Below are 19,456 nucleotides of genomic sequence, written 5' to 3'. Positions count from 1 at the left end.
GGGAACCGCTCTCTTCGTGACGTCCTGACGGCAAGGCGGATGACCCATGGTGCGATTCAATAGCCGCTGGCTGGCGCTGGAAGGCCACGAGTTTCCTGCCTTCCAGGCGCGTATCGAGCGGGATCGTGTGGTTCGCTACCTCGACTTCCTGGGGCAGCAGGACGCGGAGGTGAGACAGGAGAGTGCCTGTGACGATATCGGCCCGGCGCTGCCCACCTTCCCGTTTTCCCTGGAGATGGAGGCCGGGGTCGTCGCCGCAGTGGCGGCGCTGCTGGAGATTGAGGCCAGCCGCCTGCTTCACGCCGAGCAATCCTTTACCTATCACCGCCCACTGCGCTGTGGGGATCTCGTCACGGTGATGTCCTGGCTGCGCGATGTGACCTGGAAGCCTGAACGCCGGGTCTGCTTCTTCGTCAAGGAGAGCCACTTTCGGGTCGACGGTCGTCTGACGGTCAGCAGCCGCTCTGTCTATGCCATCAGGACTGCCGGGGAGGACACCTGATGTCGACGCCACATCGCGAGGACCGCCTGTCTGACCTGGGGCCGACCTGGCTGCGCGAGATGCAGCGCGAAGTGCTCCATGCCTATGCCGAGCTCTCCGGCGACCATAACCCGATCCATCTGGACCGGGAAGCGGCCGTGCAGGCCGGTCATCCCGACCTGATCTGCCACGGCATGCTGGCCATGACCGATATCGGGGGCTGGCTGACGCGTGCCATGGCCGGGTGGCAGCTAGAGATGTTCTCGTGCCGCTTTGTGGCGCCGATGGGGGTCGGCACCCGCCTGAAGGTCGTGGGCTACCGCGGGGCGCCGCATCAGGCAGAAAGCGTCGTTCGGGTCGGCGTCGATATCGTGGCCCGGGACGCCGAGGGTGTCGTCAGGGTCACCGGGCGGGCCGACTTCCACAGGCCAAACCCTGTGCACCCTGTGCGAGGGGCAAGGGATTACCACACTGCTGGAAAGGAGTAATGCATGAAGTCTGTCGTGATTACCGCCCATGGCGGCAACGAGGTGGTCGAGGTCCGGGAGGGCGAGCGTCCTCGTCGTCAACCGGGTGAGGTGCTGGTGCGCATCGAGGCGGGCACCCTCAACCAGGTCGATCTCTACATGCGCAACAGCGGGGCGGGCATCACCCACGAGCTCCCACTGGTCATGGGGCTCGACGGGGCCGGCGTCGTGGAGGAGATCGATGCCGGCGAGGAGCGGGTCTCGGTCGGCCAGCGGGTGGTGATCTACCCGGGAGTCTCCTGTGGCCGGTGCGAGTTCTGTCGGCGCGGTGACAATGTGCTGTGCACCCGCATGAAGCTCTTGGGCGAGCATATCGATGGCACCTTCGCCCAGTGGATCAGCGTGCCGGTGCAGAACGTCTTCCCCATGCCGCAGCACCTGGACTTCCTGCAGGCGGCGGCCATGGGGGTGAACTACCTGACCGCCTGGCGGATGGTCTTCACCCGAGCCCAGCTGAAGCCCTGGGAGACCGTGCTGGTGTTCGGGGTGGGCGGCGGCGTGTCGCTGGCCGCCATGCAGCTGGCCAGAAGCACCGGTGCCCGGGTGATCGTGACCTCCCGCGAGGATGACAAGCTCGAGAAGGCCCTGGAGTTGGGCGCCCATGAGGCGATCAACAGCAAGACCCAGGACGTGGCCAAGACGGTCATGGCGCTTACCGGCGGGCGCGGCGTGGATGTGGTCATCGAGAATGTCGGCGAGGCCGTCTGGTCGTCGGCCCTGAAGTCGCTGGTACGCGGCGGACGCCTGGTGACCTGTGGGGCCACCTCGGGGGATCAGCCCCCGGCGGACCTGAAGCGCATCTTCATCCGTCAGCTGCAGATCATTGGCTCCACCAGCGGCAATCTTTCCGAATTCGCTGATCTGCTGGCCTACGTGGAGCGCCATGGGATCACCCCGGTCATCGACAGCGTCTTTCCCCTGGAGGACATCCGCGAGGCGCTGGACCGTCTGGAGGCGGGCGGTCGGATGGGCAAGGTGGGGCTCGATTTACAGCATTGAGGGAGGAACTGCCTTGAAAATCAAACGACTGGAACATGTCGCCATTACGGTGAAGGACATGGACAAGGCTCGGGAAACCTGGGTCGATGTGCTGGGCATCCCGCAGGAATACGAGGAGGAGGTCGAGGAGACCCGGCTGGCCATGCTGCCGGTGGGGGAGACCTATATCGAGCTGCTGGAGGCCGTCGGGCCGGCATCCCCGGTGAACGCCTGGATGGACCAGGCGGGGGAGAGCCTCTGGCACCTGTGCTTCGAGGTGGACGATATCGACTGCGCCGTGGTGGAGCTCAAGAACAAGGGCATCAGGCTGCTCAACGAGACGCCGAAGCCCGGCCATGGCGGCAGCCGCATCGTCTTCCTCGACCCGTCATCGACCGGCAATGTGCTGATCGAACTGGCGGAAATACCCGAGGGGCACTAAGCCCCTCTTCCCTTCTTTACTGGGGCGCAGTGAAGCAACCGCGCCCGCCGAGTTCGCCGGTTCGTCAGGTTGACGTGGCCTTCACCCTGCCATCCAGCAGGAAGCGGGAGGCATCAGCGAGTTCCTGAAAACAGTCGTCGACGCTGCGTCCGGTGGTGTCGAGGATCAGGTCAGCCTGGCGGTATTCCTCATCGCGCTCGGTGAGGATGCGAGTCACATCTTCCAGGGCCATGTCGTAGTTGTTGCCTTCCAGCGGGCGCATGTCGCCCACCGCCATCAGGCGGCGCATGAGCTCCGCGGGCTCCGCCTTGAGCCACACGGTATAGAAGTGGTCAAGCAGGTGCTGGAAGGTCTCGGGTTCGGTGACCAGGCCGCCGCCGGCCTCGAGCACCGACTGGGGGTGCTCGTGGATAACCTGCTCCAGGGCCTCACGCTCTAGGCGGCGGTAGGTACGCTGTCCCCCCATCTCGAGGATCTCACCGACCCGCATGCCACCTTGCCGCTCGATGACTTGGCTGAGGCGGATGAAAGGCAGGTCGTACTGTGCAGCCAGGCGTTCGCCGAGGGTGGTCTTGCCACTGCAGCGGATGCCGATCAGGGCAATGCCGGACTGGCAGGCCCGCCGAGGCGCGAAGTGCTCGGCGAGTAGCCGCTGGGCCTCTTCGAGCTGAGTGGGGGAGAGACGCTGGAGCAGGTCCCGCAGCGTGGCGGGCAGGGCCTGTTGCGCGGGATCCGGCAGCAGGCCGTGAATGGGCACAACCATGGCCTGGGCCAGGCGCTGCAGCAGTTCGATCGAGATGTTGGCCTTGCCGGTCTCGATCTGGGCCAGGTAGCGCTCCGAGATCCCCGACTCGGCGGAGAGCTGCTTGCGGGGAATGCCGCGTCGTGCACGGATGGCGCGCACGCGGCTGCCGATCACCGCGGCGTAGTCCTGCCCGGGGCTCGGCGTATCGCTCGCTGTCTTGTCCTTGACCTGGTTGTTCATGAAACGCTCTTCTCACTGTGTGCCGGGGGGCGTGCATGGAATTATAATGCAAGGCCTGTCGACCGCAAAATCTCCCACCTTGACGTCGCGCGCGCCCACGATCCGCCTAGCCCGCTTGCCTTGGTCCCCGGGTTACAGCCCGGCCCCGGTGTTTCGCCTAACCATCTGAAATATCGCTATTCACTCCTGTGGCGGACCAAAACTGTCGCGGCCGCTTTGCCATCTGACGTGTTCTTTTCCTGAGACTAAAGTTGTGTTTCTTGGCAACGTCGATTATGAACTATAATGCATTTCGTTCGCTGAAGGTTACTTATAGTGCTTATTGGTGAGGCGTTCGGCGCCGAAGTACGCCCCCGGCCGGCCTGTTTCGATCCCTGGGCCATCCCTCGCGGCGAGGGATGGCCTCCCCAACAAGAGCAATGTAGTGAGGTTCGAGATGCAGATGAAACCCCTGATCAAAGGTCTCGCGGTCGCCACGCTAGCGACTGCAATGTCGATCCCGCTGGCCCAGGCCAAGGAGCTGCGCATGGCCTCCGGTGTGCCACCGGTACACCCCGCCCATGATCCGCTGTACACGGATTTCCAGACGCGTATCGCCGAGATGACCGACGGTCGACTCAGCGGCTCGCTGCTGGGTATGGAGATCGCCTCGATCCAGAACATGCGCACGGCAATCAAGAGCCAGCTGGTCGAGGTCGGCCTGTTCCTGCCGGCTTATTTCCCCGCCGACCTGCCGGAGTTCAACCTGGTAGGGGACATGGCGTTCCTGGGCAGCAACCCCATGGCGATGGCAGCGGCCATGACCGAGTACGTGGTCACCTGCGGCGATTGCCAGGACGAGCTCAAGGACCTGGGCATCGTCTATACCAGCTCCCACTCCACGGATGTCTATCAGCTGCTGACCAACCAGCCGGTGCAAGGCGTCGACGATCTGCAGGGCCTGCGACTGCGGGTCGGCGGACCGCAGTTCTCGCGCTGGGCAGACGAGTTCGGTGTCTCGGCCGCCAGTATCCCGGTCGGGGAGACCTTCGAGGCGCTTTCCCAAGGCGTGATCGAGGGCACCGTCGCCTCCACCTCGGACATCATCTCGTTTCGTCTCGATGATGTGATCGACTACATCACCACCATCGAGCTGGGCACCTTCCACAGCCTGATTTCCCATGCGGTGGGCCTGCCGACCTGGCAGTCGCTATCGGCCGAGGATCGCGAGGCTATCGCCCGGGCATCTACGGTATCCAGCCTGCTGACGGTGCAGCACTGGGCCTACGACATGCCGGCCCAGGCCGAGGAGGCCGCCCAGCAGGCCGGCGTCGAGATGCTCGAGCCCAGCCAAGCCTTACTGGATGCTACCCAAGCATTCGTCGAGAAGGATCTGGCGGTGGCCGCCCGGCAGGCCGAGGAGCGCTATGACATCGCCAACGCCAGCGACAAGCTGGACCGGTTCCGCCAACTAGTCGAGAAGTGGACGGCCATCGCCGAGGAGGCGAATGAGGACCCCCTGAAAGTGGCCGAGGCCCTCGATCGGGAAGTCTGGTCGCAGGTCGACTTCACCACCTACGGCATCTGATGCCTTGCTGCAGGAGGAGGCCCCCTTGGCGGTCGTCCTCCTGCCGGCTCACCCCTACGAGAGGCAACCATGGACATGCTTATTCGCTGGACGGACCGTACCGCGGTGCTGCTGGCCTCGCTGGGGGCCTTGGGCATCCTGGCGATGATGGTCCACATCACTCTGGACGTGGTGCTGCGCTCGACCATCTCGGTGTCCATTCCGGCCACCCAGGAGCTGGTCACCCGCTACTACATGATCTTCCTGGCGCTGCTGCCGCTGGCCTGGGTCGAGCGGCGCAAGGAGATGATCACCGTGGAGGCGCTGGCCGGGGTCTTCGGCGCCACTGGCACACGCTGGATCGATGCGCTGGTGTCGCTGGTGTCGGCGGTGATCTACCTGGTGCTGGCGCTCGCCACCTGGGACAAGGCCGCCGAGCAATACGCCATCGGCTCCTACGTGATGTCCCTCAACTTCCCCATGCCGGTGTGGCCGACCTATTTCGTCCTGCCGGTGGCGTTCGCCCTGGCGGTCATCGTCTGCCTGGTGCGCATTCCCCTGATCATCACCCACACCACCTCTGCCGAGGCGGTGTAAGGAGGCCTCATGGCTGTCGATATCGGCTTTTACGGACTCGCCTCGCTGCTGGGGTTGTTGGCCCTTAGGGTGCCGGTGGCACTCGCCCTGATCCTGGTCTCCCTGGCGGGCATGGGGCTGATGCTGAGCTGGGACACGGCGATCGGCATGCTGGCGTCCAAGCCCTATGACTTCGTGGCCAAGTGGACGCTCAGCGCGGTGCCCATGTTTTTGCTGATGGGCTTCGTCTGCTTTCATGCCGGCCTGACCTCGGGGCTATTCAATGCCGCCAAGGTAGTGTTCCGATGGCTGCCGGGGGGCGTGGCAATCTCCAGCATCTTCGCCAGCTCCGGCTTCGCAGCGGTGTGCGGCTCGAGCGTGGCCTGCGCTGCCGCCATGGGCAAGATCGCCATCCCGGAGATGGTCCGCGGTGGCTACAAGCCGAGCTTCGCCTGCGGCACCATCGCCGCGGGTGGCACCATCGGGGCGCTGATTCCGCCGAGCATCCTGATGATCGTCTATGGCGTCTTCGCCCAGGTGTCGATCACCCAGGTATTCCTGGGCGGCATCACTATTGGGCTGCTGACCGCGGTGAGCTACAGCCTGGTGATCCTGTTCATGAGCTGGATCAAGCCCGATGTCGTGCCGCGAGTAGCACTGGGGGCCGATCAGCAGAGTGTGCGGCAGGTGCTGGGCGAGATCTGGCCGGTGCTGGTGCTCGGCGTGCTGGTCTTCGGTGGCCTGTTCTCGGGCTTTTTCACCGCCACCGAGGCCGGCGCCGTGGGGGCCGCCGGGGCCATCCTGATCGCCGCTCTGCTGCGTCGCCTCGACGGCAAGGCGCTGAAGATGGCACTGCTCGAGACTCTCACCACCACCTCGGCACTGCTGATCATCGGCGTCGGCGCCAGCATGTTCACGCTGTTTCTGAGCCTGAGCGGCGTGGCGGGCTTCATCACCAGCGCCGTCACCGGCTGGGATCCCTCCTATCTCGAGCTGATGCTGATCGTGGTGCTGATCTACCTGTTCCTGGGCCTGTTCATGGAGCCCTTCGGCGCCATGCTGGTCACCCTGCCCGTGCTGCTGCCGGTGTTCGAGCTCTACGACGTCAGCCTGATCTGGTTCGGGGTGCTGCTGGTCAAGCTGCTCGAGATCGGCATGATCACGCCGCCGGTGGGCATGAACATCTTCGTCATCAAGGGCGTCGCCGGCCAGTACGCCTCGCTGGTGGACATCTTCAAGGGCGTGGCGACTTTCCTGGTGGCCGACCTGGTGGTGGTCGCCCTGGTGATCTTCTACCCGGAAATCGTGCTGTTGCTGACCAAGGGGTGACGCCCCCTCCTGACAAGGCCCCGTCGTCGACCGACGAGGGCCCTCTTGCTGCCTCACAAATGCAGTATAGTGCATTTGTGAGGCAAGCTTATGGTCCCTCCCTTTGCAGTTCCCTGTGCGTCATGTTGTTATTTTTGTGCCTTTTTCGACCAAAGTCGGCTGTCATACGCGAATGCTTGTGCATTATAGTTCATTAAAGCGGCGCGGTATGATCTTTAATGCAGCGCCGGGCGACCATGGCTCGAGCGAACTATTCAAGCGCGAGGTGCATTGTGAACAAGGTATTAGATGTCGAGGCGGCAGTTGGCCTGATTCCGGACGATGCCACGGTCGCCTGGACCACCGCCGGGTTGGCCGGGTTTGCGGAGGACGTGGCGGCGGCCCTGGAGGCGCGCTTCCTGAAGACCGGGACGCCGCGCCACTTGACCGTGGCGCACAGCTGCGGCTGTGGTGATGGCAAGGACCGGGGCATGAACCATCTTGCCCATGCGGGTCTGGTCAAGCGGCTGATCAGCGGGCATACCGGTCAGGCGCCGCGGATGGCCGAGCTCGTCCGCAGTAATGCCATTGAAGGCTACCTGCTGCCGCAGGGGGTGATGGCGCATCTGTGGCGCCACATCGCCGGCAAGAAGCCCGGGGTGATCAGCAAGGTTGGCCTGGGTACCTACGTCGACCCGCGCCTCGAGGGGGCCAAGGCCAACGCTGCCACCACCGAGGAGCTGGTCAAGTGCCTCGAGCTGGAGGGCGAGGAGTGGCTGATGTACCGCGCCTTCCCGGTAGACGTAGCGGTGATCCGCGCCACCGCCGCCGACGAGCGCGGCAACCTGACCCTGGAGCGGGAAGCCATCTTCCTCGAGCAGCTGTCGATGGCTCAGGCGGCCAAGAACAGCGGCGGCATCGTCATCGCCCAGGTGGAGTACCTGGCCCGCTCCGGCACCCTGCACCCGCAGAAGGTCAAGATCCCCGGCGATCTGGTCGACCACGTGGTGGTGGCCCCGCCGGAGCGCCATACCCAGACGATGGACACCTACTTCAATCCGGCCTTGTCGGGGGATCTCAAGATGCCTTTGGGAGGCATCAAGCCCATGCCACTGGATGCGCGCAAGGTCATCGCACGGCGGGCGGCCATGGAGCTGGTCCCGGGGGGGATCGTCAACCTGGGCATCGGTATGCCCGAGGGGGTCGCCAGCGTGGCCGCCGAGGAGGGTGTCAGCGACCTGATGACGCTGACGACCGAACTCGGTACCTACGGCGGGGTGCCGGCCAGCGGCGGCGACTTCGCCACCGCCTACAACGCCGAGGCGATCATCGACCACGGCTACCAGTTCGACTTCTACGACGGCGGCGGCCTGGACGTGTGCTTCCTGGGGCTGGCGCAGACCGATCACGAGGGCAACCTCAACGTCAGCAAGTTCGGCGACAAGATGGTGGGCCCCGGGGGCTTCATCAACATCAGCCAGAACGCCCGCAAGGTAGTGTTCTGCGGCACCTTCACCAATGGTGGCGACGTCGCTGTCGCGGACGGCCGCCTCGACATTCGCAAAGAGGGCTATCGTCGCAAGTTCGTGCAGCGGGTCGACCAAGTGACCTTCAGCGGTCGCTACGCCCAGCAGATCGGCAAGCCGGTGCTGTTCGTTACCGAGCGCTGCGTGTTCGAGCTGATCGACGGCGAGATCACCCTTACCGAGATCGCGCCAGGCATCGACATCGAACGCGACATCTTCGCTGCCATGGACTTCGTGCCCAAGGTGGCCGACCAGCTCAGGGTAATGCCCGCGGCGCTGTTCGACGAGCGCTGGGGTGGGCTGCGTGAGCGGCTGACCGACGACTGAGCATCAGGGTTGGGGCCGCGTTCCTGTGATGCGGGATGGGGCCCCCTTTTTTCCCAGGAGACAATATCCATGTTCAAGAACGCCTTCATTCCCTATGGCGGCTACTACTCCAGCCCTTTCTGCAAGTGGCAGGGCAGCCTGGCCAACGTCAACTCAATCGAACTGGGCGCCGCCACCAGCAAGCGCTGGCTAGCCAGTCGGGATATCGATCCGGCGCTGTTTGACTACCTTTATCTCGGCGTTTCGGTGGGCCAGAAGGCCATCTTCTATGGCGCCCCTTGGGCGGCCGCTATGCTGGGCGCGCCGGGCATCCCCGGGCAGAACGTCACTCAGGCTTGTGCCACCTCGACCACTGCGGTGTTCAACGCGGCGACAGCCATCGAGACCGGTAGCTTCGGGGCCACTTACTGCCTGCTCGCCGATCGCACCTCCAACGCCCCCCACACCATCTGGCCCAACCCCACAGGGCCGGGCGGCGAGGTGATCGCCGAGAACTGGAACATGGACAACATCAACGCCGATCCGGCCACTGGCAAGGACATGTTGACCACGGCGGAGAACGTCGCCCGCGAGCATGGTTTTACCCGGGAGCAGGCCGATGAGCTGACCCTGCGCCGGTATGAGCAGTACGCCGAGGCCCTGGCCGACGACCGCACCTTCCAGAAGCGCTACATGTTCCCCGTGGAGGTGCCGGTCTCGCGCAAGGAGACCACGCTGGTCGAGGCCGACGAGGGGGTAACGATGACCAGCGCCGAGGGCCTGGCCAAGCTGCGCACCGTGCAGCCCGAGGGTATCCACACCTTCGGCTCCCAGACCCATCCGGCGGACGGCAATGCCGGGATCATCGTCACCACGCGCGAGCGGGCGGCGGAGCTGAGCACCGATGCTGGGCTGGTGGTGCAGGTGCTGTCCTACGGCCATGCGCGTGCCAAGCCGGCCCATATGCCGATGGCACCGGCCTCGGCGGCCCAGAAGGCCCTCGACCAGGCGGGGCTGAGCATCGGCCAGATCACCACCATCAAGAACCACAGTCCGTTCATCGTCAATGACCTGCATCTGGCCAAGGCCCTGGGCCTGGATGCCGCCCAATTCAACAACTACGGCACTTCACTGGTGTTCGGTCATCCCCAGGGGCCGACCCTGGGGCGTCTGCTGATCGAAGCGATCGAGGAAACCGCCCTCAAGGGAGGCGGCTATGCTTTGGTGACCGGCTGCGCGGCGGGGGATTCCGCGGCGGCGCTGGTCGTCAAGGTGGGCTGATCGTGGCTCGACGCAACACTGAACGAGGCCAGGCCGGCAGGCCTGGCCTCATGCAATCAAGAGAAGCATGCCATGCGACTTGACGATCGAGTGGCCGTGGTAACTGGCTGTGCTGCCGGTGATTCCACCGCGACCCTGATCGCCAGGACGAAAGGACCGGTCGCTGTTCTCCAGGCGGGGGAAGCAGGACTCTTCTACCTCGGCCGGTGGTTATCCTGGGCACGGCGATAGATACGCTGGAGGGTCTCCCTGAAGTGCTGCAGGGTATCGTCGTCGAGCTCGCCGAAGATCTCCTGCTCGATGTCGGCGATCACATGGTTGCAGGTTTCAAGATGGCGACCCCCCTCGTCCGTGAGGCTGATGGCCAGCAAGCGGCGGTTCTCGGTATTGGGCTCCCGTACGATCAGCCCCCGCTTCTCCAGTTGGGTGAGGATGGGCCCCATGGTCTGGGGCGTCACGAAGAAGTGACGCGACAACTCGGCGGAGGATAGCCCGCTGTAGCGCTTGATGACCGACAGGACGGTGTATTGCAGCGAGGTCAGACCATGCTGCTTGAGTGCCGGATCGATCCAGGAGTTGCGAATAATGTTAGTGGTCTGGGCCAGCAGATAGGTGGTATTCCTGGCTGGACCATGTTTCAGCTTGACGGCGGTATTGTCCATGAAACGCTTCCCTTGCTTGCGGCGGGAACCTAAGGGCGCCCCGAGGCTGCCACGCCCGCGTCTTTGAGTAGGTAAGTAAGGCTCCCGTATAACACTAACACGGCACGCAACAAATTGAAGCCTCCTTAGCCGGCAGGTCGGTGCACCGCCGCATATGAAGCGGGGGAGGGCTTCCTCCCCCTGTGGCCACTTACTTCACGTTCAGGTTGTAGAGGCTGCAGCAGTTACACTCGAAGAGGTTCCGGCGCTGCTCATCGCTCAGCCAGTCGATCTCCTCAATCACCGGCTTGAGGTGGTCGAAGTCGCGTCCGCTGACCGGGTCCCGGGCACTGCCGGTGCCGGGCTTCTCGGTACCGAAGAGCACATTGTCGGTGCCGACCACCTTGAACAGGAACTCTAGCGCCTCCCTGGAGTAGTTGCAGGTATCGAAGTGCAGCTTCTTCAGCTTGTCGTCGAAGCTCTGCTCCTCGCCCTTGCGCACGTTCCAAGCCCGGAAACGCCCCATCTGGTAGGGGATGGCGCCCCCACCGTGAGGAATGACGATCTTCAGCTCGGGGAAGCGCTCGAAGGTATCGGAGGTCAGCAGGGAGATGACGGCGGTGCTCTCCTCGTTGATGAACTTCAGCGTGTAGCTCTCGCGGGGCTGGCAGCTGCCGGCGGAGTGGATCAGCGCCGGCACATCGAGTTCCACCATCTTCTCGTAGAGGGGGTACCAGAAGGGATCGCCGAGGCCGGGCGGGGGCAGCTCGTCCCCCTCGGTGGGATCCGGGTTGATCAGGCAGCCGACGAAGCCGAGCTCCTTGACACAGCGCTCAAGCTCCGCCACGACCCGCACCGAGGGGCACTCGTGGCGGTGCTGGGGCAGGCCGGCGACGCCGCGGAAGCGGTCCGGGAACATCTCGACCAGTCGATAGATGACATCGTTGACGTGCCGGTTCCAGAGTTCGGACACGATGGCCGGCTTCAAGGAGTGCAGCTGCAGGTAAGGGCGTGGCGAGATCAGCTGAATGTCGGTGCCCACGGAGTCCATGATCTTGAGCAGGGCCTCGCCCGAGGCGCGAATCGAGGCGTCGGGAATCGTCGGGTTACCCGAGGGGTTCCCGCGTCCTCCGACCAGCTCGGTGAAGTACTTGTAGCTCTCCTGGGGCATGACGATATGGGCATGAGAGTCGATGATCATGGCTATTCTCCTTCTGGAATGAGGGCGATCACTTCGATCTGCAGGTGCAGGGGGCCGGGAAGCTCAGCCAGCTGGATGTGCCGTGCCGGCCGGTCATCCGGGTCGGGAAAGTGTTCCAGCCAGGCCTCGTTGATGGCGTCGCGGATGGCATTGTCGCGAACGTAGATGGCCATCTTGCCGATGTGGGCCAGGCTGGTGCCGGCGGCGTCGACAAGCGACTGCAGGTGGGCGAAGGCCAGCTCCACTTGGCGCGACGCGCTATCGGCGGGCTGGCCGGTTTCGGGATCGATACCCGAGATGGCGGATGAGAACAGCAGGTTGCCGACTCGAGCGGCACCCGGGATGGGTGCACGGTGCTCGAACCCGGGGATCGAGATGCTGCGTTTGCCAGACATGGTGGACCTCCTTTTGTTGTTGATGGGTAGCTGTCGGGTGAGGCGTTTGCCTTCACCACGGTTGCTCCAGAAGCACACCGGCCGTGGAGTGCCGGCTGTCCTGAGTCATACCAAGGTCGAAAGCGCTGTTTGCTGTGTGGCTATCCTCGACTGCATTATCGAGATTTTTTCCTTTTTGCCCAATTGGTTGTGAATCACCGGTGGTGCTTTGCCAGGTCCTGGTGTCAATCGCTGGGAGCGTCTTGACAAACCGCCTGGTCGGCTACACGATGTATGTAAGGTTCCCTGATAAAGAAAAGAAAAGCAACCCCCGACGTCCTCTCGAATGTCAGTGCCCTGGCGTAGTCGGGATCTGGGGAGTCAGCCTCCCAGGCATTCGGTTGAGGAGCCGATACCGCCCCATCGGGTAGATAAGGACAACAGGAGAATAACGATGCCTATGACACAGCAAGACAATGATCGCCTGACACGCGTGGAGCATGGTGCCCCCATGGGGCAGATGATCCGCCAGTGGCACTGGCTGCCCGCTGTTCCCTCGCTTTCGCTCGAGGCCGGTGGCGCACCGATTCGCGTCCGGTTGCTGGGGGACAACTACGTGGTCTTCCGTTCCGATGACGGCCGGGTTGCCTGTTTCGATGAACAATGCCCGCATCGCAAGGCATCGCTGGCGGTAGCGCGTAACGAGGACAATGCCCTGACCTGCCTGTTCCATGGCTGGAAGTTCAGCGTGACCGGCGAGATGATTGAGGCGCCCAACCATACCGGTGATCAGGTCAGCTTCTGCCAGAAGGTGAAGTTCAACAGCTACAAGATACGTGAAGCCGGCGGCATCGTCTGGGTGTGGCTGGGCGAGGGTGAGACACCGCCCGCCTTTCCTGAACTGCCCTTTACCGCCCTGCCCGAGGATCAGCGGGCCGTGGCCTGCCAGGAAATTCCCACCAACTGGGTACAGGGTGTCGAGGCCTCGATGGATACCTCCCATGTGGGCGTGCTGCACTCCTCCTCTACCGAGCTGACCTCCGGCAAGTCGCAGCGCATGCACATGACCAAGGTGCGAGCGCCGCGCCTTGAGTTCGAGGAGATGCCCTACGGGTTTCGTTACGCGGCCCTGCGTCCCCTCGGCGAGGACGAGCAGTACGTGCGGGTCAACAACTTCGTGATGCCCTGGTACGGCATCATCTGTCCCCCCGAAGAGGGTGGGCCGGGGACTGTCTTCTTCAGCGTGCCCGTGGATGATACTCATCACCGCGCCTGGTTCGTCCATTTCAATACCAGCCGTCCCCTGGGGGTGACACCCTTCACCATCGGCTCGGACCTGATGGATTTCCCGCCGCTGCCGCCCGGTGACGAGACCAACAACTGGGGGCAGGATCGCGGCGTGATGGCCCGGGGCCACTTCAGCGGCTTTCCTCAGCACTTCGGTACCGAGGACTTCGCCATCTTCCTGGGCCAGGGGCCGATCGTGGATCGAACCACCGAGCAGCTTTGCTCCGCCGATGGTGCCGTGCTGCGGGTGCGCAACCTGCTGCTGCGTGCCGCCGAGCAGCATGAAAACAGCAAGCCGGCTCCCTCCGCCGAGGAGCTGAAGTACGCCGAGATTCGCTCCGTAGGTGGCATCATCCTCGAGGAACAGGACTGGCGTGTCCTGGTGGACGGCGAGTGACGGGCCCAGACGTGGTGGATCTACGCCGGCCGACCCATGCAGTTGGCCGGATCACAGGAGATAACAATACGATGCGTATCACGCCAATCCTACATGGGTATGGAGAGCGGCAGCTCCATGACGTCAGTCGCCTGCTCCATCCCCGATCCATCGCGGTAGTGGGGGTATCCGACAGTGAGCGCTCCTTCGGCAACTTCGTGCTCTCCAACCTCGAGAGCTTCGACTACGCCGGCCAGCTTCACCTGGTCAGCCGATCTTCCGTCGAGGTGAAGGCGCGCGCCTGTGTCGCCTCCATCGACGACTTGCCGGAGGGTGTCGATGTAGCGGTGCTGACGGTGCCGGCCTCGGCAGTCATCGAGTCGGTGCGAGCCTGCGGACGGCGCGGCATCGGGGCGGCGGTGGTGTTCGCCTCTGGTTTCTCCGAGGCCGGCGAGGAGGGAGAGCGTCAGCAGGCGGAGCTCTCCCGGGTCGCCGCGGAGGGCGGTGTGATGGTGGTGGGGCCCAACTGCATGGGGCTCAGCAACTTGGTCGATGGGGTTCCGCTGACCTTCGAGCCGCAGATGCTGGGATCGGATGACAGTGCCAGGCTGCGTCAGGAGACTCGCCCCGGCGTTGCCGTCATCGCCCAGAGCGGCGCCATGTCCAACAACCTGCGCGATGCACTGATCGCCAACGGCCTGCCGGTCATGCATGCCATCTCCACCGGGAACGAGGCAGTGCTGAGCATCGAGGATCACTTGGCTTACCTGGTCGATGAGCCGCGTGTCGGGGTCATAGCCCTCTATGTAGAGCAGGTGCGCTATCCGGAGCTGTTCCTGGCGCAGGTGGCCCGGGCCCGTCAGGCCGGCAAGCCCGTCGTGATGCTGATGCCCGGGCGCAGCGCTCGCGCCAGGGATGCAGTGCAGTCCCACACCGGTGCCCTGGCCGGCAACCATGCGGCGGCCTGCGTGCGGCTGCGTGCCGAAGGGGTGTTGCTGGTCGATACCCTGGATGAGCTGTTTGACGTGACCACCATCCTGCACAAGTTTCCCGTGCCGCCAGCGGCGCCGCCGGCGCTGCTGACCAACTCCGGGGCGATCAAGAACTGCGCCCTGGATCTGGGCGAGGATATCGGCCTGACCTTCCCGGCCTTTACCGACGCCACCGTGTCGGGTCTCGAAGCCATTCTGCCCTCCTATGCCGTGGCGGAGAATCCGCTGGACTTCACCACCATCAGCGCCAAGGACCCGGAAGCCTACACCCGGCTGTGCAAGGTGGTGGCAGATGATGAGGGGATCGGCGGCGTCATGGTGGCGATGATGGGGGGGCCCAGAGTCGGTCAGCTTGACAAGGCTCGTCATCTGGTGCCCGCCATCGCCCAGTGCACCAAGCCGGCGGCGCTGATCATCCTCGGCGACCAGACCGAGCTGATCCCGGAGTTTCGCCAGGCCATCGCGGAGAGCGGCGTGCCCTTCTTTCGCTCTGTGGATCGTGCGGTACGCGCCTTCACCCGGGTGGAGCAGTATGGCCGCAGCCTGCGGCGCCAGCGTGTCGAGTCGAGCGAGCGCCGGCTCCCCGCGCTGCCCGGTAGCGGGCTGCATGCCGAGTATCGCTGCAAGGAGTGGCTTGCCGATATGGGGATCGCCTTTCCGGCAGGGCGGCTGGCCACGAGCGCCGACGAGGCCGTGGCGATCGCCAATCAGGTCGGCTATCCCGTGGTGCTCAAGGCACAGTCCGCCGATCTTCCTCACAAGTCCGATGCCGGCGGTGTGGTGGTAGGCCTGGCCGATGAGCAGGCGCTGCGTGGCGGCTGGGAGCGTCTGCAGTCGGCGGTGGCGTCGGCTCGGCCCGAGCTGACCTTGGATGGGGTGCTGGTGGAGGCCATGGGGCGCAGCGGCGTCGAGCTGATCGTCGGTGCACGCCGTGACCCTCAGTGGGGGCCGGTGGTGATGGTCGGCCTGGGAGGTGTGTGGATCGAGGCGCTCAAGGATGTGCGTCTGCTGCCTGCTGATGCGCCGCAGGAAGCGATCTCGCAGGAGATCCTCGCCCTTAAGGGGGCCGCCCTGCTGACCGGCTTGCGGGGTAGCGAGCCGGTGGATATCCCCGCCATCGCCGAGGTGGTCGCCCGGGTGGGTGAGATCATGCTGAGCTGTCCGGAGGTCGAGGAGGTCGATATCAATCCACTGGTGGCCTATCCCGAAGGCGTCGTGGCCCTGGACGCACTGGTCGTGACCAGCCCGCAACACAACTAGGCGAGAACGAATCATGAGACTGGAATTTACACCGGAAGAAGAGGCCTTCCGCCAGGAGGTCCGGGCGTTCGTCGAGGCGGAGCTGGATCCCGCCATCAAGGCCAAGGTGGAGCGCGGCCTGCGTCTCGAGAAGGCCGACTATGTGGCCTGGTACACCAAGCTCTACGAGAAGGGCTGGATCACCCCGGGCTGGCCGGAAGACCATGGCGGGCCCGGCTGGACCCCGATCCAGAAGTACCTGTTCGATGAGGAGACCCTGCTGGGTGGCGCACCTCGCATCATCGCCAGCGGTATCAACATGCTGGGGCCGGTGCTGATCGCCTTCGGCACCCCCGAGCAGAAGGAGAAATATCTGCCGGCCATTCGGCGAAGCGAGAGCTGGTGGGCCCAGGGCTTCTCTGAGCCGGGGGCCGGCTCCGATCTGGCCTCCATGCGCACCACTGCCGTGCGAGAGGGTAACCACTACATCGTCAATGGCCACAAGATCTGGACCTCCTACGCCCACTTCTGCGACAAGTTGTTCTGCCTGGTCAAGACCGACAAGGACGCCAAGCCTCAAGAGGGCATCTCCTTCCTGCTCATGGACCTGGGCACTCCCGGTATCGAAGTGCGGCCGATCAAGCTCTATGAAGGGGGCAATGACCTCAACGAGGTCTTCCTGGACAACGTGCGGGTGCCGGTAGAGAACTTGGTTGGCGAGGAGAACAAGGGCTGGACCTATGCCAAGTACCTGCTGGGCCACGAGCGCACCGGGATCGCCGGCATCGGGGCCTCCAAGCAGCAATTGCTGCGGGTCAAGCGGCTGCTGGCCGAGCAGGGCCTGGCCGCCGATCTCCATATCCAGCGTCGGGTCACCGAACTGGAGATCGAACTGCTCGCGCTGGAGGCCACCGGGTTGCGCATTCTCGGCGAGAACCAGATCTTCAGTGCGCCGGGGGCCGAGGCCTCGATGCTCAAGGTGCGCGGCACCGAACTGCGCCAGGCCATCTTCGAGCTGCTCTACGAGGTGGCCGGACCCGCGGCCATTCCCTTCTCGGAGGAGGCCATGTTCCTGGAGGGCGAAGATCCGCTGATCGGCGATGACGAGCGGGCCTCCCTGGCGGCCAACTACCTGGATTCACGCAAGTTATCCATCTACGGCGGCACCAACGAGGTGCAGCGCAATGTCACCGCCCAGATGCTGCTGCGCGGCTAGGAGACGACCATGGATTTTTCGATCAGTGATGAGCAGCAACAGCTGCGGGACGCGGTGAGACGCTTCTGCGATGGCGAATATCCGCTGGAAAGGCGCGGACAGCGGGTAACCGCCGACAGGCGCAGTAAGCGCTGGGGAATGATGGCCGAGCTGGGGTTGACCGGCCTGACCGTGAGCGAGGCGTGTGGCGGTAGCGCCCAAGGCATGGTGGAGCAGATGGGGGTGCTTGAAGAGCTGGGACGTGCCTTGAGTCCGGAGCCCTATCTTTCCACGGCTGTTATATCAGCAAGCCTTATACAGGCCTTGGGGACTGCCAAGCAGCAGGACCAGTGGCTGGCGCCCATCGCCATGGGGCAGCTTCGCGTGGCACTGGCCCTGGACGAGCCTCAGGCTCGATATGCCTACCAGGGCGCCGGGATGGCGTGTCACCTGACCCGCGAGGGGGAGGGCTATCGCCTCAGTGGCGAAAAGAGCCTGGTGTTGGATGGCCCTGATGCCGATGCCTTCGTGGTCGCCGCCCAGCACGAGGGCATCCTGCAGCTGCTGGTGGTGCCCGCCAATGCCGCGGGACTGACCCGGATCGCCGGCACCACCCTGGATGCCCGGGAGATCGCCACGCTGCGCTTCGATGAAGTGGCCATCTCCGCTGACTCGCTGCTGGCGGAGGGCGAGGCAGCCGAGCGGGCCCTGCAGGCGGTGCGGGATCGGGCCTCGGCGGCGCTATGCGCCGAGTCCGTGGGGGCCATGACCGAGCTGGTGGAACAGACCCGTGAATTTCTCAAGGTACGCCAACAGTTCGGCAAGCCTCTGGGCCGGTTCCAGGCCCTTCAGCATCGCCTGGTAGACATGGTGATCGCCCTCGAGCAGTCGCGCTCCATGTCGGCGGTAGCGGCCATGGCGGTGGACGAGGCCGAGTCGGCCAGGCGCACCCGGCTGGTCGCCGCCGCCCGAGTGACGGTCGGCAAGGCTGCCCGCCTGATTGCCAAGGAGGCGATCCAGATGCACGGCGCCATGGGCATGACCGATGAGTGCCAGATAGGCCACTACGTCAAGCGACTGATGGTGGCGGAGCGTCTGTTTGGTGACATCTCGTATCAACTGGAAACCTTCGAAAAAAGCACCGCTGCGGCGGCGTAATCCTCACCACATCCCTTTAAGCACGGGCAAGGAGTCAAAACATGAGTAACTTCACTACCGAATCTCTCGACGGCAACCTCAAGAACACTCTCCAGGACAAGGTGATCCTGGTGACCGGTGCCGGCAACGGCATCGGCCGCGCCATCGCCCACTATTGTGCCGCCCAGGGCGCCAGGGTGGTGGTCAACGACTTCGGCACCAGCCTGACCGGCGACAAGGAAGAGAGCAGCCCCGCCGAGAAGGTGGTCAACGAGATCAAGGAAGCCGGCGGCCAGGCCGTGGCCAACCAGGATAGCGTGTCCGATCCCGAAGGCGCCCAGCGCATGGTGGATCTGGGGGTAGAAACCTGGGGGCGTATCGACGGGGTGGTCAACAACGCCGGCGTGCTGCGCGACAAGATCTTCCACAAGATGAGCCTGGATGACTGGAAGCTGGTCATCGACACCCATCTCAACGGCTCCTTCTACACCTCCATCGCCGCGGCGCAACACTTCAAGGCCCAGGGCTCCGGCGCCTTCGTGCACATGACGTCGCCGACCGGCGTGGTCGGCATGCTGGGGCAGGCCAACTACGGGGCCGCCAAGTCCGGGATCATTGGGCTCTCCAAGGCCATTGCCCTGGACATGAAGCGCGCCGGCGTGCGTTCCAACACCGTCTCTCCCTCTGCCTTTACCCGCATGCTCGACAACATCGTGGCCGAGACCCCGGAGCAGAAGGCGCGGCTCGCCAAGGCCAAGCTCAATACGCCCGAGAAGGTAGCGCCGCTGATCGCCTACCTGCTTTCTGACCTCGCCGAGGGCATCACCGGCCAGATCTTCGGGGTACGCCGCAACGAGTTGATGCTGTTCAATCAGATTCGCCCGATTCGTTCCGTGGCCTACGGCGACGGCTGGACTCAGGAAGCCATCCACGACAGCGCCATGCCCTCCATGAAGCGCTTCTTCACGCCGCTGGACGGCGGGGAGTACTTCGCCTGGGACTCCATGTAAATGAGGTGGGCGAGGGCCAGGCCCTCGCTCGATTCGGAACGACACGAC

Annotated in this window: 18 protein-coding genes; 14 read left to right on the top strand and 4 right to left on the bottom strand. The window is 64.3% G+C overall.

The genetic code is table 11. The annotated features are described in order from the left end of the window. Positions 1-46: 46 nt before the first annotated feature. The 4 genes from FHR94_RS16040 to mce are packed head-to-tail and all read left to right on the top strand — an operon-like array spanning position 47 to position 2,428. Positions 47-502, top strand: a complete 456-nt coding sequence (locus FHR94_RS16040; RefSeq protein ID WP_183327124.1) for an FAS1-like dehydratase domain-containing protein — start codon at positions 47-49, stop codon at positions 500-502. After that, on the top strand, positions 502-969 hold the full coding sequence (locus FHR94_RS16035; RefSeq protein ID WP_183327122.1) for a MaoC family dehydratase: 468 nt from the start codon (positions 502-504) through the stop codon (positions 967-969). Before FHR94_RS16040 ends, FHR94_RS16035 begins: the two co-directional genes overlap by 1 nt. Before the next feature lie 3 nt (positions 970-972). Next, on the top strand, positions 973-2,007 hold the full coding sequence (locus tag FHR94_RS16030) for a zinc-binding dehydrogenase (protein ID WP_183327120.1): 1,035 nt from the start codon (positions 973-975) through the stop codon (positions 2,005-2,007). A gap of 13 nt (positions 2,008-2,020) precedes the next feature. After that, complete coding sequence (mce, locus tag FHR94_RS16025) at positions 2,021-2,428, top strand: methylmalonyl-CoA epimerase (protein WP_183327119.1); 408 nt, start codon at positions 2,021-2,023, stop codon at positions 2,426-2,428. 64 nt (positions 2,429-2,492) lie between these two features. Here the strand turns inward: mce and FHR94_RS16020 are convergent, their stop codons facing one another. Further along, positions 2,493-3,413 carry a helix-turn-helix transcriptional regulator gene (locus tag FHR94_RS16020; protein WP_183327117.1) on the bottom strand — a complete coding sequence of 307 codons (921 nt, stop codon included), beginning with the start codon at positions 3,411-3,413 and terminating at the stop codon, positions 2,493-2,495. A 442-nt stretch (positions 3,414-3,855) separates the two neighbouring features. On the opposite strand from FHR94_RS16020, the gene FHR94_RS16015 reads away from it, so the two are divergent. From FHR94_RS16015 to FHR94_RS15995, 5 genes are all read left to right on the top strand, one after another. Further along, positions 3,856-4,980, top strand: a complete 1,125-nt coding sequence (locus FHR94_RS16015; RefSeq protein ID WP_246390004.1) for a C4-dicarboxylate TRAP transporter substrate-binding protein — start codon at positions 3,856-3,858, stop codon at positions 4,978-4,980. Between the two features lie 69 nt (positions 4,981-5,049). After that, the gene (locus tag FHR94_RS16010) at positions 5,050-5,556 is read left to right on the top strand and encodes a TRAP transporter small permease (protein ID WP_183327113.1); all 507 of its coding nucleotides are present in this window, start codon (positions 5,050-5,052) and stop codon (positions 5,554-5,556) included. 9 nt (positions 5,557-5,565) lie between these two features. Then, positions 5,566-6,864 (top strand): TRAP transporter large permease, encoded by a 1,299-nt coding sequence (locus tag FHR94_RS16005; protein ID WP_183327111.1) that lies wholly within the window; start codon positions 5,566-5,568, stop codon positions 6,862-6,864. Positions 6,865-7,136: 272 nt separating this feature from the next. Then, positions 7,137-8,696, top strand: a complete 1,560-nt coding sequence (locus FHR94_RS16000; protein ID WP_343064676.1) for an acyl CoA:acetate/3-ketoacid CoA transferase — start codon at positions 7,137-7,139, stop codon at positions 8,694-8,696. A gap of 69 nt (positions 8,697-8,765) precedes the next feature. Beyond that, a complete protein-coding gene (locus FHR94_RS15995) occupies positions 8,766-9,956 on the top strand; it encodes a thiolase family protein (RefSeq protein WP_183327108.1) in 1,191 nt (396 codons plus the stop codon). A gap of 194 nt (positions 9,957-10,150) precedes the next feature. Here FHR94_RS15995 and FHR94_RS15990 read toward each other — a convergent pair whose 3' ends face one another. From FHR94_RS15990 to FHR94_RS15980, 3 genes are all read right to left on the bottom strand, one after another. Beyond that, positions 10,151-10,618, bottom strand: coding sequence for a MarR family winged helix-turn-helix transcriptional regulator (locus tag FHR94_RS15990; RefSeq protein ID WP_183327106.1), 468 nt, complete (start codon positions 10,616-10,618; stop codon positions 10,151-10,153). A 190-nt stretch (positions 10,619-10,808) separates the two neighbouring features. Continuing rightward, positions 10,809-11,798 (bottom strand): amidohydrolase family protein, encoded by a 990-nt coding sequence (locus FHR94_RS15985; RefSeq protein WP_183327104.1) that lies wholly within the window; start codon positions 11,796-11,798, stop codon positions 10,809-10,811. 2 nt (positions 11,799-11,800) lie between these two features. After that, a complete protein-coding gene (locus FHR94_RS15980; RefSeq protein ID WP_183327102.1) occupies positions 11,801-12,193 on the bottom strand; it encodes a RidA family protein in 393 nt (130 codons plus the stop codon). A 433-nt stretch (positions 12,194-12,626) separates the two neighbouring features. On the opposite strand from FHR94_RS15980, the gene FHR94_RS15975 reads away from it, so the two are divergent. From FHR94_RS15975 to FHR94_RS15955, 5 genes are all read left to right on the top strand, one after another. Beyond that, positions 12,627-13,856 carry a Rieske 2Fe-2S domain-containing protein gene (locus tag FHR94_RS15975; RefSeq protein ID WP_183327100.1) on the top strand — a complete coding sequence of 410 codons (1,230 nt, stop codon included), beginning with the start codon at positions 12,627-12,629 and terminating at the stop codon, positions 13,854-13,856. A 71-nt stretch (positions 13,857-13,927) separates the two neighbouring features. Continuing rightward, positions 13,928-16,087, top strand: coding sequence for an acetate--CoA ligase family protein (locus tag FHR94_RS15970; RefSeq protein WP_183327097.1), 2,160 nt, complete (start codon positions 13,928-13,930; stop codon positions 16,085-16,087). A gap of 13 nt (positions 16,088-16,100) precedes the next feature. Continuing rightward, positions 16,101-17,282, top strand: coding sequence for an acyl-CoA dehydrogenase family protein (locus FHR94_RS15965; RefSeq protein ID WP_183327095.1), 1,182 nt, complete (start codon positions 16,101-16,103; stop codon positions 17,280-17,282). A 9-nt stretch (positions 17,283-17,291) separates the two neighbouring features. Then, positions 17,292-18,419 (top strand): acyl-CoA dehydrogenase family protein, encoded by a 1,128-nt coding sequence (locus FHR94_RS15960; RefSeq protein WP_183327093.1) that lies wholly within the window; start codon positions 17,292-17,294, stop codon positions 18,417-18,419. A 41-nt stretch (positions 18,420-18,460) separates the two neighbouring features. Then, positions 18,461-19,408, top strand: coding sequence for an SDR family oxidoreductase (locus FHR94_RS15955; RefSeq protein WP_183327091.1), 948 nt, complete (start codon positions 18,461-18,463; stop codon positions 19,406-19,408). Positions 19,409-19,456 lie beyond the last annotated feature (48 nt).

Origin of the sequence: Halomonas cerina, from assembly GCF_014192215.1 — a bacterium.
GTDB classification, from domain to species: Bacteria; Pseudomonadota; Gammaproteobacteria; order Pseudomonadales; family Halomonadaceae; genus Halomonas; species Halomonas cerina.
The sequence above is the reverse complement of the archived record's forward strand: the minus strand, read 5'-3'. Positions and strand labels throughout refer to the sequence as shown.

What these genes read in the sequence shown, in the direction of transcription:
- FHR94_RS15975 (WP_183327100.1), top strand. Translation starts at nt 12,627, where the DNA reads ATGCCTATGACACAGCAAGACAATGATCGCCTGACACGCGTGGAGCAT.
- FHR94_RS16015 (WP_246390004.1), top strand. Translation starts at nt 3,856, where the DNA reads ATGAAACCCCTGATCAAAGGTCTCGCGGTCGCCACGCTAGCGACTGCA.
- FHR94_RS15980 (WP_183327102.1), bottom strand. Translation starts at nt 12,193, where the DNA reads ATGTCTGGCAAACGCAGCATCTCGATCCCCGGGTTCGAGCACCGTGCA.
- FHR94_RS16035 (WP_183327122.1), top strand. Translation starts at nt 502, where the DNA reads ATGTCGACGCCACATCGCGAGGACCGCCTGTCTGACCTGGGGCCGACC.
- FHR94_RS15965 (WP_183327095.1), top strand. Translation starts at nt 16,101, where the DNA reads ATGAGACTGGAATTTACACCGGAAGAAGAGGCCTTCCGCCAGGAGGTC.
- FHR94_RS15985 (WP_183327104.1), bottom strand. Translation starts at nt 11,798, where the DNA reads ATGATCATCGACTCTCATGCCCATATCGTCATGCCCCAGGAGAGCTAC.
- FHR94_RS15990 (WP_183327106.1), bottom strand. Translation starts at nt 10,618, where the DNA reads ATGGACAATACCGCCGTCAAGCTGAAACATGGTCCAGCCAGGAATACC.
- FHR94_RS16010 (WP_183327113.1), top strand. Translation starts at nt 5,050, where the DNA reads ATGGACATGCTTATTCGCTGGACGGACCGTACCGCGGTGCTGCTGGCC.
- FHR94_RS15960 (WP_183327093.1), top strand. Translation starts at nt 17,292, where the DNA reads ATGGATTTTTCGATCAGTGATGAGCAGCAACAGCTGCGGGACGCGGTG.
- FHR94_RS16030 (WP_183327120.1), top strand. Translation starts at nt 973, where the DNA reads ATGAAGTCTGTCGTGATTACCGCCCATGGCGGCAACGAGGTGGTCGAG.
- FHR94_RS16040 (WP_183327124.1), top strand. Translation starts at nt 47, where the DNA reads ATGGTGCGATTCAATAGCCGCTGGCTGGCGCTGGAAGGCCACGAGTTT.
- FHR94_RS16005 (WP_183327111.1), top strand. Translation starts at nt 5,566, where the DNA reads ATGGCTGTCGATATCGGCTTTTACGGACTCGCCTCGCTGCTGGGGTTG.
- FHR94_RS15955 (WP_183327091.1), top strand. Translation starts at nt 18,461, where the DNA reads ATGAGTAACTTCACTACCGAATCTCTCGACGGCAACCTCAAGAACACT.
- FHR94_RS15995 (WP_183327108.1), top strand. Translation starts at nt 8,766, where the DNA reads ATGTTCAAGAACGCCTTCATTCCCTATGGCGGCTACTACTCCAGCCCT.
- FHR94_RS16020 (WP_183327117.1), bottom strand. Translation starts at nt 3,413, where the DNA reads ATGAACAACCAGGTCAAGGACAAGACAGCGAGCGATACGCCGAGCCCC.
- FHR94_RS15970 (WP_183327097.1), top strand. Translation starts at nt 13,928, where the DNA reads ATGCGTATCACGCCAATCCTACATGGGTATGGAGAGCGGCAGCTCCAT.